The 14579-nt window shown below is 36.1% G+C and carries 7 protein-coding genes; all 7 read right to left on the reverse strand.

The features are described from left to right. Positions 1 to 32 precede the first annotated feature (32 nt). The 7 genes from GON26_RS02030 to xylA all read right to left on the reverse strand — a co-directional run bounded on the left by GON26_RS02030 (position 33) and on the right by xylA (position 14575). Positions 33 to 2750 (reverse strand): alpha/beta hydrolase-fold protein, encoded by a 2718-nt coding sequence (locus GON26_RS02030; protein ID WP_160373044.1) that lies wholly within the window; start codon positions 2748 to 2750, stop codon positions 33 to 35. A 243-nt stretch (positions 2751 to 2993) separates the two neighbouring features. Beyond that, on the reverse strand, positions 2994 to 4229 hold the full coding sequence (locus GON26_RS02035; protein ID WP_160373045.1) for an SGNH/GDSL hydrolase family protein: 1236 nt from the start codon (positions 4227 to 4229) through the stop codon (positions 2994 to 2996). Positions 4230 to 4284: 55 nt separating this feature from the next. Beyond that, positions 4285 to 6021 carry a glycoside hydrolase family 43 protein gene (locus tag GON26_RS02040; protein ID WP_160373046.1) on the reverse strand — a complete coding sequence of 579 codons (1737 nt, stop codon included), beginning with the start codon at positions 6019 to 6021 and terminating at the stop codon, positions 4285 to 4287. A gap of 293 nt (positions 6022 to 6314) precedes the next feature. After that, the gene (locus GON26_RS02045; protein ID WP_160373047.1) at positions 6315 to 8261 is read right to left on the reverse strand and encodes a RagB/SusD family nutrient uptake outer membrane protein; all 1947 of its coding nucleotides are present in this window, start codon (positions 8259 to 8261) and stop codon (positions 6315 to 6317) included. 12 nt (positions 8262 to 8273) lie between these two features. Further along, complete coding sequence (locus GON26_RS02050) at positions 8274 to 11369, reverse strand: SusC/RagA family TonB-linked outer membrane protein (RefSeq protein WP_160373048.1); 3096 nt, start codon at positions 11367 to 11369, stop codon at positions 8274 to 8276. 604 nt (positions 11370 to 11973) lie between these two features. Beyond that, the gene (gene fsa, locus GON26_RS02055) at positions 11974 to 12630 is read right to left on the reverse strand and encodes a fructose-6-phosphate aldolase (RefSeq protein WP_160373049.1); all 657 of its coding nucleotides are present in this window, start codon (positions 12628 to 12630) and stop codon (positions 11974 to 11976) included. 619 nt (positions 12631 to 13249) lie between these two features. Next, positions 13250 to 14575: a xylose isomerase gene (gene xylA / locus GON26_RS02060; RefSeq protein WP_160373050.1), complete on the reverse strand. Its 1326-nt coding sequence runs from the start codon at positions 14573 to 14575 to the stop codon at positions 13250 to 13252. Positions 14576 to 14579 lie beyond the last annotated feature (4 nt).

Raw genomic sequence — 14579 nt, forward strand, 5'->3', positions numbered from 1 at the left:
TTATTTCTAAAAGTTTGCAAAAAATAATTTGCTTAGTTAAACAATGATGGCGCAAACCTAAATAAATCATGTCTCCATACTGGCCACGTATGTCCGCCAGGATATTCGCTGTATTTATATTTAATGCCCAGCTGATCGAACTTACTCATCATTATTTTGCAATTTTCATAAGCGATATCTTCTTTACCTCCCATTGAGATCCAGAAATTTTTAATATTCGAATTAATAATTGCTGCATTGTTTTTCATAAACTCATATTGAGGTGCTGATAAAGTTGCATTATTAGCCCACCAGCCAGAGCTAAACACTCCTATACTGGAAAACAAATCCGAATTTTTTACACCTGCATACAGCGTTTGCAATCCGCCCATAGACAATCCTGCTAAAGCTCTGTTTTTAGCATCTGTTTGTACTTTAAAATTGCTTTCTACATACGGAATTGCGCCGTTTTTTAATTCATTTTCAAAAGCTTTAAGCGCATTTTCATTAAAACCTGCAATTCCTCCTGTATTACCCATATTGCCGTCAAGCATCGCAATTACCATTGGTTTTGCTTTATTTTCTGCTATTAAATTATCCAAAATCAGATTTGCCTTTCCCTGCGTTGCCCATCCGCTTTGATCTTCGCCTCCTCCATGCAACAGGTATAAAACAGGATATTTTTGTGCACCATTATCATAACCAGGTGGCGTGTAAACATACATTTCGCGCCAGGAATTCGTCGCTTTCGAAAAATATTTTTTTATTCTAATGTCACCATGCGGAACATTCTTTAGCGCATAAAAATCACCTTCTTTATTTGGAATTTCAATACCGCTGGCCATACGTCCCATACCGTAAAACGATTCACTTGCCGGATCAGCAACAGCTACACCATCAATAAGTAATGAATAATAATTAAATCCCTTATTGATAACATCTGTCGTTGTACTCCAGGTACCTTCTTCGTCTTTTACCATGTCGTACTTTTTGCCTAAATCTATTTGTACTTTTGCAGCTTCGGGCGCTTTAACTTTAAAAACTACCCGATTGTCTGGCAATATTTGAGGGTATTTAGCATTGCGGATATTGGTTTCTGCCTGTGATCCCAAAATGGTATATCTTGCAAAATCTGACTCCTCAACAGTCTTAAATAAAAACTGCGAAAACATATACAAACCATTTTTCCAAACCTTAAAATCATGAACACCAGGTTCGATATAATAGATATGCGGTACATCCTTTTGATATAAATAATCATGCGTACGTTTGCTATTCCCAATTAACCAATCGTTATCACCACAGGAAATCCAGAGTAGTTTTAGTTTCTTTTTGGCTTCTACTGGATTTGGGAGTAACTCTTCTGGCATTTTAGTATTCGGAGCAGCTGAGAAAGCACCCACCCAGGCAAATTGGTCTAAATTGCCCAACCCGAAATTCAACGATTGCCCTCCGCCCATAGACAAACCTGCAATCGCACGGTGTTGACTGTCTTTAAGCGTAGGATATTTTTTTTCTATAAAAGGAATCAGATCGTTTAATAAATCTTTTTCGAAAGTCGCAAAAGCCTGTACTTTATCCGCTGCCATTATATTACCAGAAGCACTGTCGTCTTTCATAGCTCTGCCGTTTGGCATGACTACAATCATAGGTTCTACTTTTCCTTCGGCATAAAGATTATCTAATATAAGCTGTGGTGTGCCGCCGTTGAGCCATTCTTTTTCATCCCCGCCTATTCCATGCAAAAGATACAATACAGGATATTTTTTCTTTTTATTGAATCCCGGAGGCGTATAAACGGTCACTTTTCTTTGCGATCCCACCGTTTTAGATTCATAACTGATGGTCTCTATCTTTCCCGCAGGTATGTTTGTATTTAGTAAATCGAAACCAAGAGGTGCCTGAACTCTCAAAATTCCTTTGGGATCTTCGAATTTATATCCTAATAAAGAAAGCATTTTCTGCGCATAACGTTTTCCTAATGCTCTGTAGCCCGCAGCATTAAAATGAAGTATATCTGGTTCGGCTGTGCATCCTCTGGATGAAATTACATACGAATTTGGCAGTGTCTGAGGTAGTGTTGCAATAATTTTATTCATGCTGGCACATTTACCATTCTGCTCTTCGCCCACCGTTTCTCCAGAGAGTAAAGGAACTTTTTTGGGGTCCAGATTCAGGTCTTTTATCAAATTGTCATATACAATTTTTACCTTTTTTGGCCAAAGTGTATCACCTGTATTAGATTCTCCCTGATGCAGTAAAATACCTTTGATTACGCCTTTTTTCTGTGCAATTTTTGCCATTTCGACAAGCCTTTGATAAGGATTGTCATCGTATTGTTTTAATATGCCCTTCATCCAATCTGGAGCTGTTGCAACATATTCTGCCGTTTTATTTTTATCAAAAAGTTCAATTTTGCATCCTCCAACGGCTACGTTTATAACCCCAACTTTTATGTTTTTTGGCAAATTAGCAATCATATTTCTTCCAAAATAATCGATCGGAGTCAAGCCTGTGTTGCAGCGGCATAAAGGCGGAACTGCGGTGTACCAGTTTCCCTTTTTACGATCCATTTCGGCGCAGTTTACAGCTGCCAGAACCTGAAATCTATCGTCAACCCCTACCTTATCCTGAGGTTCTATTTTAGCATATCCTTCCATATTAGATTGTCCAAGGCTCAGATAAACATGAAAATCAGCATCCTGAGAATAGGCTTTTTGTCCTATTGAAAGAAGAACAGCGATTGCGAAAAATTTAATTATTACCTTCATTTTTATTTGTATTTTTTGTTGTAAAAAATCATTTAAATACTGAATCAATTCATAAAATTCAATTGAATTAATTTTAACACATAGAGACATAGGCTTTAAACACTAAAAAAAAAAGCGTTTCACTTACTTCAAAACACATAAGTATCTATGTGAAAGAAATCTGTTTTTAATGAATTATAAACCAATGAATTACAAACCAATGAATTACAAACCAATGAGTTAATTCAATTCTAAAAATTATTTCTATTTGAATAAATCCAAATCTATAGCTTCACCCATAGTGCGGTAACCCAGTTCATTAGGATGCAAAAAATCGCCATCGTGACTATTGGACAAAATAGTTTTCGAACCCTTTTCTGACATTGCTTTATCAAAATCAACTACAGCATCGAAGGCATTACTATTTCGAATCCAGGCGTTTACGATATCTCTGGCCTCCTGTCTGTGTGCTGCGTCATAAAATGATTTTTCGAAAGGCAAAATGGTACAGCCATACACTTTAATCCCTTTTGCATGAGCCTTAGCAATCATAACTTTATACGCTTCAATAAGTTGCTGAGCTCTGACAGGCGCATCCTCTGGATTTTTAATCCCTCCAATATCGTTTACACCTTCTAAGAACAATACCCATTTTACACCTTTCAGAGATAATACATCTCTGTCAAAACGATCTAATGCTGTTGGTCCTAATCCTCCTTTAAGGACACAGTTGCCACCAATTCCTAAATTGAGAACTCCTATGTTCGCTGTTTTTTTATCTGCCAATAATCTGGCCGACAAGATATCTGTCCATCTGTTTTGTTTGTTAGTTCCTGATCCACGTCCGTCTGTAATAGAATTTCCTAAGCAAACTATACTCGCAGAACTTTTATCAGCCCTAACATCCAGTCCCATAATCGAATACCAGTGATCTGTCTTTATAGCCCCTTCGAAAGTGGCATTATTTATATGATCACCAGGCAAAATATAAGAGGTCGTTCTGGAACCCGGATGCCCTGATGTTTTTTGAGAAGCAGCGCCATAATGAATCGTAATCGCTAAAAGCTGACCTGGCTGTAATGTATAATCAAAGGCGTCTGAAAACACTTCCTGTTCCGGATTCATTGTTATTCCGGGATTTCCATTAAAACTAATTATTTTTTGAGTTGCAGAATCAATACCCGGAGCAGCAACTACATTTGCAACACTTACCGATTTTAGAACTGTTGGCTGATCGCTAAATATATTTGAAAATCGCAATCTCATGCGTTCTCCTCCTATTGAAACCCTGATAATCTGCCTAAGCGTATTATCTGTAAGGCCTGGAGCCGGAGGCATATTATGCGGTTCTACTAACATTTGTGCCGTAGCCCAGCTGCCCACCCAATTTTCCGTAGTTGATTTGGTTGCTTCTTTTATAGCCGTCTGACTGGATTTACACCCTAAAACTATTAGGAAGAGAGGTACAAACAATAACCATTTAAAATATATTTTTTTCATATCTAATTTTTAAAGAATAATGAGTATTTTGTTTGATAACAGACCCAACGTTCTTTTATTCTACCTTAGCATCATTTGCAGAAGTGGCATATAATCCAACCAAAGCTCCCGTAAAGCCTCCTGCCACATTTGTCGAAAGAATGTCACCCGAAACACTTTCGCCTAAATTTTTGAACACCACACCATCCTGTGAATAGCTAAATTGGTAGCTGTCTCCAGTGGCTTTTACCTGCAAACGAATTGGTTTTTTGATTTCTATTTTGGTACTTGCTATAATTTTTGATTGACCTTTTTCTGTTCTTTCTAACAAGATATAGGTTTCTTTTCCTTTTTTGGTTATTCCAAAAACATAATTAAAACGTTCATTTTGTAAGCATACAATTCCTGCCAGATCTTTTTCAGATTCCGGTTTGAAATCGATAGTGGTGGCAAAAGAAAAAGTATTGTGCATTTGTCTGTAAAAAAGTGTCGAAGTAGGTTTTACTTCTTTTATATTTACTTCAAATGGATTAATCTGCAATCCTTTTTTAGTTATCGAAATAAAATTTTCACGAGGACCTCTAAGTCCTATCCATCTGTAATCTAGTTTTTCGGAAGTAAAATTTTCGGTAAACGTAAAATTTCCATTCGGGAAAAAACCTTCTTTACCGGTCTTATTTTCAGTAACTCCGTTGGGCATTTTTATTTTTGGCTCCAAAGGAACTAACCCATTCTCGAAAACAGGAAAAACTCCTGACCAATCCACTGGCAGCATAAAAGTTTCACGCCCTGTATTTACTCTGTCTTTATCATTAGGACGAACGCCTAAAAACACACCATAATATTTATTATCAGGTCCAAGAACCAAATCTGCATGTCCCGCCCAATCTACCTTATCGGCTCTGTCTTTAGGAAAATATCTTTGTGTAAGAATCGGGTTATTTGATGCCGGTTTAAAAGGTCCTTTTGGGCTATCACTAACAAAAATAACCTCGCTGTGATTTCCTCCGGTTCCGCCTTCAGCGCACATTAAATAATAGCGTCCGTCTTTTTTATACAAGTGAGGCGCTTCAATCCATATTGGTTTTTTAGAAAGATCAACTCCTCCATCTACAATAATTTTATCCGTACCCGGAATTACTTTATCATTTGCAAGATCATATTCCCAAACTTTAATGACACGATGTCCCTGATACAATTCTTTGCCTTTATCCGGAGCATCGTTGTGTACTACATACCCTTTTCCGTTATCATCAAAAAAGATACAAGGGTCAATACCATCGAAACCTAATTTTATAGGACTTCCCCATCCTTTCATAGGATCTTTTGTTTTAACAATAATATTGCCCAGACCTCCTGAAAAAGCCGTTACAATCATATAAAAAGTATCATTATGAGGATTATAGGTAATTCCCGGAGCATAAACGCCCTGGCTGATACCGGTATCATGAGGATTAAACTCCGAAACCTTATTTAATACTCCTCCCAAATCTGTCCAATTGACTAAATCTTTAGAATGAAAAATAGGCACTCCCGGAAACATGGCAAATGAGGAACACACCATATAATAATCATCTCCCTTTCTGGTAATAGCCGGATCAGGATAACATCCCTGTAAAACCGGAGAATAAAATTCATCTGATTTCAATGGATTATTTTTATAAATACCATCATCTCCCTGATAAACCACATTCGAAAAAACAGGTGCTTTTGGAGTTGTTTTTTTTACAAGGGTATCCTTGCTGGTTATTCCATTAAAAGAAAAAAGAAATAATATGGATGATAGTAGGAAAAAAAGAGGATATTTCTTCATTTGTACTGATTTATTATAGACATTTTCTTTATTGAAAAATGTCTGGTTATTTTAAAATATTCAATTTAAACAAATGCCGTTTTATATTTAATGTTGATTGTTGCAATCAACTTCATTTTCTGTAAAAATAATTATCTGAAAAACATTTTATTCTAAATTGAATTTACAATTTAAAAGCCGAGGGAATTATCCCTCGGCTTCAAACTTAAGCAAACTTACACAACCAACTTAAAGCATTATTCTGTAAAATCAACACTTATAATTATGGTTAAATTTGCCCATCGTATGATAAATTAGTTATATCCAGGATTCTGATATTCTGCTTTTTCAGCAGCACTCATTTCCATTAAATCTATTTGACCTTGCGGTATTGGACGTAAATAATGATGCGGCTCAATAGTTCTGGTAATTACCTCTGGCGTATGCTGACCGTAATTTGATCCTCCAATTGAGTACGTACCAGCAAGCTCATTCCATTTTTGAGTTCTTACTAAATCATACCAACGGTATCCTTCGCCATAGTATTCGCGAGAACGTTCCGCAAGAATATAATTAATCGTAATTACTGCAGGAGTTGCAGCTGTCAATAGCGCACTATTGTCTGCACTTTTTGCCATATTACCATTGTTATCCCAACGCCATTTTCCTGCACGTGCACGTATTACATTGATAAGATTTCTGGCAGTCATAGAACCAGTCGCTCCTTTTACAGCAGCCTCAGCCGCTACAAAATAAAGTTCAGAAAATTTAGCAACCGGGTAAGGTCTTGTACTTCCTGCATTAGGTTGTCCTAATCCACCAGCGTTATCTGTACGATATGGTCCTAACTTCCATAAACCTGGATATACAATTCTGCTTATTCCCAATGGAGAAATTACATAATCAGCTCTTCCTGGTAAAGTTCCGGCACCAACACCATTATCTCCTGCTCCTGTAGGGTATGCAATTGGTGTAGCAGGTTCGTTGTTAAGGAAACTTAAAATCGCATCACCTGCATTTATTGGTAATGAATTTGCATTGTAAAGTGTAGCTACATCTGTTAGTCCTGTACCTTTTAAATTCCAGTTACCACGGTAAACAGCAGCAAATGTTCCATCGTATCTTGAATCATTTGTTTTATCAGCAAAAGTGTTAGTAAAAACTTCAATAGGTGGCGCCATTCTTGTCCAAGGACGTCCTAAAAACTGATCGGCTGCACGCTGTACAGTAGAAACTGATCCTCCTGCTGCATTTTTACTTCTTATTGCAGTATAATTCCATGTACCCATCCAGCCAGCGAAGTTATCAGGTGAGCCACCACTTCCGTAAGTAAGACTGGCACCATTATAATATTCACTTGCTTCAGTATGATCGGCATAAAGCATGACTTCTTTGTTACGATCATTTGATCCTAAATTAACATCATAATAATAATCCAGTAAACCATTTGTACCCGGATTGTTAATTCCTTCTAAAGCCACATCGTAAGCCTTTTGAAAATACCATTGTGCATTGTGCCCATCAGGATCTGTTCTAGGTGTTTCAGGATAAGTTGGAATATTATTTGGGTTTTCTAACCACCAGGCGTAAGTCAGGTAAGCTTTTGCCAACATTAAACGGGCTAATGTTTTAGTTGCCGTACCAGTTAATCTTGGGGCATCAGGCAAATCATTAACAGCTGTTACCAAATCTGGAAAAATAGCTTTAGTATAAACTTCACTAACTGTATTACGCTTAGAAGATCTTGATGGCTGATTGTTGAATTTCAATTCACCAGCACCTAAATCTAAAGGTACTCCTCCAAAATTTTGCACTAATAAAAAATAATCAAAAGCTCTAAAAAATCTGGATTCCGCAATTAAACTGCTTGCAACACCTACTGCTGCAGCATTTTCAATAATTCCGCTGGCAGTATTTATATCATTATAAGAATTATTCCAAACTACATCAGCTCTGCTCGAATTTGGATTAATAACTCCAACTCCAGACAAATCATGATCTTTAAAGTTTCCGTCAGCACTTTGTGCGTACGTATTTTCATCCGTACCGGTCTGAACAGAATTGTAATAATATGCCTGTCCGTATATCCAGCGTAAGTGAGCATAATGAGAGGTTAATCCCTGAATTACTCCCTGTTCTGTTTTAAAATAACCTGGCTCATAAAAGTCATGTGGTTTTTCTTCTAAAATATCAGAGCAGCCTGCAAAGGAGAACAAAACTACTGATCCTATAATTAATTTTTTATAAATATATCGTTTCATGGTTGTTCTTGATTAAAATGTTAAATTAAGTCCGAATAAAAAATTTCTGGTTGAAGGTGTATTAGTTCCAATAACCAAAAACCTGCGTTGGTATGAATTTACAGCCTGATTTTCATCTCCATAAGAATTCGTTTCAGGATCCATTCCAGACTGTTTGTGGTAAGGAGAGAAAAGTACAAAAGGATTTTGTGCTGTAACATAAAGTCTCAATTTTTCAATTCCTAAATCTCTCATGAATTGCTGATCTAATGTATAACCTAAAGTTAAGGCTCTAATTTTTAAATAAGAAGCGTCAAAATACCCCATTGTTGACATATATTTTGGGTTATCTCCACTTCTAATACCTCTTGGATTAGGGAATTCAGCATCTGTGTTTTCAGGAGTCCAGTAATCCACATCTACGTTACTTCTTCTTCCGTTAAGAAGATTAAGATAACTAGCACCACCATAAAGTGTACTGATTAATACCCCGCCACTTTTGAATGCTCCAACGGCAGAAAAATCGAAACCTTTATACGTTAAATTTGTATTGAAACCTCCCTGAAAATCCGGGTCAGTATCTATAATTTGTCTGTCGCTCGCATTGATGGCGCGTGTTGGTGAACCATCTGCATTAAACTCTCCGGTGTATTTTACTTTAATTGACCCTACCACTGTTCCTTGTTGATTTACACCAGTAGGACCAGGCTCGTATATAGACATATGAGCATCACCTTCCTGCCAGATACCTACTTTTTCATAATCGTAAATAGAATTGATATTGTGGCCTACAAACCAAGAGTTTCCTTCATCTCTTGTAGCTCCTGAAGCAAGTGCTACTAACTTATTGTCATTTGCGTAAAAGTTGAAACCAACTGACCAGGTCAGTCCATCTGGATTGTCCAGAATAACACCGTTTAATGCTATTTCGTAACCTTTGTTTTCAGATTCTCCTACGTTTGCAACATAACTGCTCACACCCGATGTTGAAGGCAATTGTACTCTTTGCAGAATATCCTTCGTATTTGTTTTGTAATATTCGATTGTACCGGATAAACGATTATTAAAGAATCCAAAATCTAATCCATAATTCCAGGTTGTAGAAAACTCCCATCCTAAGTTCGGATTAGGCAATTCTGTAACATATACACCCGTTGAGTTTGTGCTGCCAAAATTGTATGGTCTGGTACTCAAAGCTCCTAAAGTTGCATATGGATTAACGGCCTGATTAGAAGTTTCACCATATCCTGCACGTAATTTTAGTAAATTAACCCATGAAAGATTTTTCATAAAAGATTCATTCGAAACAGTCCATCCTGCAGAAACAGCTGGATACGTTACCCATTGATTTCCTTTAGCCAGTCTTGATGAACCATCTGAACGCACGGTTGCAGAAAGAAAATATTTATTATCATAAGAATACATCGCTCTGGCCATATACGAACTTAGTCCCCATTGTGTATAATCCTGATTGGCAGGATTTATAACGGCTTCTTCTTCACTCTGACCCAGGTTGTAAAACTGAAACGCATCAGAAGTAATTCCGTTTCTTGCTATCTGAGAAGTATTTCCTGTAAACTGCTCGTTTGAATACAACCCAACAAAATTGATTGTATGTTTGTCTGCAAAAGTCTTATCATACGTTAATAAATTCTCGATAAGCCATTGAGTTGACATTGTATTGCTAATAGAAGCATTTGAAATCGTGGCTGGATTTACATCAAATACACCAAATCCTTCATAATAGCCGCTGTTAGAAGTACGAAAATTCAATCCGGTGTTCATACGGTATTTTAATCCCTCTACACCTGGTATTTTTACTTCTGCAAAAATATTATTATAAGAACTAAACGCTCTGGTTTGATTTACATACGAATCTCCTAAACCTCTAATCGTTTCTCTTGTATAAACCCAGTTTTCGTCAGCTCCCATTCTAACAGTTCTTTTCAAAGATCCATCTTCATTATAAGGATTAGCTAATGGAGAAGTTCCTAAAATAGTTCCTGTACCAATATTATCGCCATTTGTAATCGCGTAATTAGTATTCGTATTAAATCCTATACGGATCGATTTTCCTAATTGCTGATCTAAACCTGCTCTTAGTGTAAAACGTTCGTATTTTTGACCCGGTAATACTGATTCTTCTTTGTAATATCCTAATCCTGCATTGTATGCACCACTCTCACTACCTCCAGAAACACTTACGTCATGACTAACCATCTCGCCAGCTCCGTATAATGAATCCTGCCAGTCTATATTTGTATCTCTTGTTTCATCAACACCATCAGTATATAAAGTAGAATAATCACGAAGTGCAGCAAATTTAGCACCATCCATCATATCGTATTTACCAAAAACCTGCTTGATACCTGTAAATCCATTATAGGTAAAGGTTGCTTTTTGGTTTTTACGTCCTTTATTACTGGTTACTAATATAACACCATTTGCTCCACGAGAACCATAAATAGCCGTTGCAGAAGCGTCTTTCAAAATATCAACAGATTTAATATCAACCGGGTTAATATCACCAATCTGACCTGCAAACGGAACCCCGTCCAGTACAACTAAAGGATCATTACTTCCTGTAAGTGATCTGGTTCCACGAATACGAATCTGCATAGCCGCTCCAGGTTTAGACGAAGTCTGCGTTAGCTCAACCCCTGCCAATCTACCCTGTAATGCCTGAGTTATATTAGCTGATTGTACTTCGTTAAGTTCTTTCCCTCCAATAGTAGCTACCGATCCGGTTACGGCTTCTTTACGTTGCACACCGTACCCGATTACGACTACTTCTTTTAGAGCACTAAAATCTTCTTCGAGTACTACATTTATTTGTTTTTGGCCGTTTACGGAGACTTCTTTGGTTTTTAAACCCAGAAAGCTGAAAACCAAAACGCCATTATTGGGTACATTGGTAATAGAATAAGTACCATCGAAACTCGTACTTACACCATTTTTTGTCCCTTTTAGAGTCACATTAGCTCCAGGAATAGGTCCACTAACATCCGATATTGTACCTGTCACTGTTGTCTGTGCATTTGCGGTGGCAGCAAAGACAAACATAAAAATCAAAAAACCTAAGCATCTAAGATGCTTTGATTTACTTGTAATAGTTAAAAAGTTAGTCATAAAAATTCGTTTTAATAATTAAAATTCGTTTTTTGGTTTAGTTAGTTTGTTAAAACCCATCTATCTCTTAACAAAGAATTAATAAATGTTGTTTAAACAAATATAAATAAATAAAAACAATACACAATCGGTTGTGTGATTTTTTTTTACCAATACTTAAAAAAAAGCACTGTATAAAAACATTATATATAAAATTATTCGAAAAAAATTAAGTTTTTAATAATCAAAGAAGAATCTCACCGACAAACATTGTAGATAATTTACGTTTTAGTTGTAAATCATAAAAAAAACATAAAAAAGCAAAGTGTATTTTTTCCGCAATAGTTAATTTGAAAACTGACAATTTTGAAATATTAGTAATGTTAAAAAAATGAATTAACAGCTAAAATATTGATTAATAACATTTAAATAAACATTCCGTAGCTCCAAATTGGGCAAAAAAATAGTAAGAAGATAAAATTGTGCAAAAGAAACAATCGGTTGTTAAAAATAAAAACTCCCTTCAACACAAACTGAAAGGAGTTTTTCAAAAAAAAATTAGAAAAATAAAAAATGATTTCTTTTAAATAAGTATAATTTGTTGGGAAAACGGTACCCTAAAAAATTAAATATTCATCTTTTTAGCATCTTCAATAAATTGATTCAGACCAATGTCTGTCAGGGGATGCTTCAGCAATCCTTTTATAGCAGATAATGGCCCGGTCATAACATCTGATCCTACTTTGGCACAATTTACAATGTGCATCGTATGTCTTATAGAAGCCGAAAGAATTTGAGTTTTGTACTCATAATTATCGTAAATTTCTCTTATTTCAGAAATCAAATTCATACCATCTGTAGAGATATCATCTAACCTTCCTAAAAATGGAGAAACGTACGTCGCTCCTGCTTTTGCGGCTAATAAAGCCTGTCCTGCTGAAAAAACCAAAGTAACATTGGTTCTGATTCCTTTAGAAGAAAAATATTTGCAAGCCCTAACTCCATCAGCAATCATAGGCAACTTCACTACAATCTGCGGATGCAAAGCGGCTAATTCTTCCCCCTCTTTTACCATTCCTTCAAAATCTGTTGAAATAACCTCAGCAGAAACATCTCCGTCAACAATCTCACAGATTGCTACATAATGCTTCAATATATTGGCTTTTCCAGTAATGCCTTCTTTAGCCATTAAAGACGGATTGGTCGTAACGCCATCTAACACTCCTAAAGACTGTGCTTCCTGAATATCATTTAAATTGGCTGTGTCAATAAAAAATTTCATGTTCTCTTGTTTAAGTTGGATTGCTTTGGCACTAACTATTGAGTAGCCCGCAATTCCTGATTATTAAACTGCCTATGATTTTAGCAAGCAGCAGTGAGCGAAAATGTGCATTAAGATTGTGTCCTAATCTTCAAAAAACATTTAATAAAAGGCAATTAAATTTTATTAAATCAACTTTCTTTCGAATTCTAAATAAACGATATCCAAATAGTAACTAAACCTAAAACCCATTTGTCTAAGATTTATTCTTTACTCAAAAGAAAGCCATAATCGTAACACACATTCTCTGAAAACTCATTGCGAAAATTCTTTTTTTTTATGATAGCTTAAAAATAACGTTCTATAGATATCATATACTAAAAAAACTATTTTTCCGCAACGCTTTTTCCACCTAAAAATTACATTGCCAAAATTCTCTTTTAACCCGTTGGGTGTAATCAATAAAAATTTAATTAAACACATAGAAAACATAGATTTTATGATTTAAAAAAAGGAAATCAAAAAGAAACTCGTTTCTTCACACATAGCTATATGTTTTAATGGAAGTGAAACGTCTTTTTAAAGTTCAATAAGCTATGTTTCTATGTGTTAAAAATTCATCCAACGGATTATTTTATTCTTAGATATATTGATTAATGATGTTTTCAAACAATTCCTGTTTGCTGCTTTGCAATGCCAATTCTCCGTTTTCATGAGCAATTTTATATAAATCCTGAAGATCTAATTTTCCATCACAAAAATCTTTTCCTTTTCCAGAGCTAAAAGAACTGTAACGTTGTGCTCTCAATTTTTCGTAAGGAGAAGAAGTAATGATTTTATCCGCTGTTAAAAGTGCTCTTGCAAATGTGTCTGCACCGCCAATATGTGCCAGGAAAACATCTTCCATATCGGTAGAACTTCTTCTGATTTTAGCATCAAAATTAACACCTCCACCTTGTAAACCTCCTGCTTTTAAGAAAACAAGCATCGCTTCGGTTGTTTCCTGAATGTTATTCGGGAATTGATCTGTATCCCAGCCATTTTGGTAATCACCTCTGTTGGCATCGATACTTCCTAACATTCCGGCTTTTGCAGCTACTTCTAATTCGTGCTGAAAAGTATGTTGTGCCAAAGTAGCGTGATTTACCTCAATATTGATTTTGAAATCTTTATCCAATCCATATTCACGTAAAAAACCTATAGCCGTAGCCGAGTCAAAATCGTATTGGTGTTTTGTTGGCTCCATTGGTTTTGGCTCGATAAAGAACGTTCCTTTAAATCCTTGTGCTCTTGCATAATCTCTCGACATAGTAAGGAATTTAGCCATATTATCTAATTCTTTACCCATATCGGTATTCAGTAAAGACATGTATCCCTCGCGTCCTCCCCAAAAAACATAATTTTCTCCATCTAAAGCAATTGTCGCATCTAAGGCCAATTTCACTTGTCCTCCGGCTCTGGCCACTACATTAAAATCTGGGTTGGTTGCTGCACCGTTCATGAATCTTGGATTCGAAAAACAGTTTGAAGTTCCCCAAAGCAGTTTAATTCCAGAAGCTGCTTTTTTCTCTTTCAAGTATTCTGTAATCGTCGCCAAACGTTTTTCTGATTCGGCAAAAGTTGGTCCTTCAGCAACTAAATCATAATCGTGAAAACAGAAATAATCAAAACCCATTTTGCTAATAAATTCAAAAGCAGCATCTGCCTTATCTTTTGCAGCCTGAATTGGGTCTGAAGACTGGTCCCATGCAAAATTTTGAGTTCCTGGCCCAAACGGATCACTTCCTTGTCCGCAGAAGGTGTGCCAGTATGCAATAGCAAATCTAAAATGCTCACGCATGGTTTTTCCAGCTACAACCTGATCTGGATTATAATATTTGAACGCCAAAGGATTATCTGATTCTTTTCCTTCGAACTTAATTTCTCCGATACCTTTATAGTATTCTTTATTGCCTAAAACTATCATTTTT

It is taken from the genome of Flavobacterium hydrocarbonoxydans (assembly GCF_009789235.1).
In the GTDB taxonomy this organism is placed as follows: Bacteria; Bacteroidota; Bacteroidia; order Flavobacteriales; family Flavobacteriaceae; genus Flavobacterium; species Flavobacterium hydrocarbonoxydans.

Excerpts from the sequence above, each read along its gene's own strand:
- GON26_RS02030 (WP_160373044.1), bottom strand. The coding sequence starts at position 2,750 with ATGAAGGTAATAATTAAATTTTTCGCAATCGCTGTTCTTCTTTCAATA.
- GON26_RS02035 (WP_160373045.1), bottom strand. The coding sequence starts at position 4,229 with ATGAAAAAAATATATTTTAAATGGTTATTGTTTGTACCTCTCTTCCTA.
- GON26_RS02040 (WP_160373046.1), bottom strand. The coding sequence starts at position 6,021 with ATGAAGAAATATCCTCTTTTTTTCCTACTATCATCCATATTATTTCTT.
- GON26_RS02045 (WP_160373047.1), bottom strand. The coding sequence starts at position 8,261 with ATGAAACGATATATTTATAAAAAATTAATTATAGGATCAGTAGTTTTG.
- GON26_RS02050 (WP_160373048.1), bottom strand. The coding sequence starts at position 11,369 with ATGACTAACTTTTTAACTATTACAAGTAAATCAAAGCATCTTAGATGC.
- fsa (WP_160373049.1), bottom strand. The coding sequence starts at position 12,630 with ATGAAATTTTTTATTGACACAGCCAATTTAAATGATATTCAGGAAGCA.
- xylA (WP_160373050.1), bottom strand. The coding sequence starts at position 14,575 with ATGATAGTTTTAGGCAATAAAGAATACTATAAAGGTATCGGAGAAATT.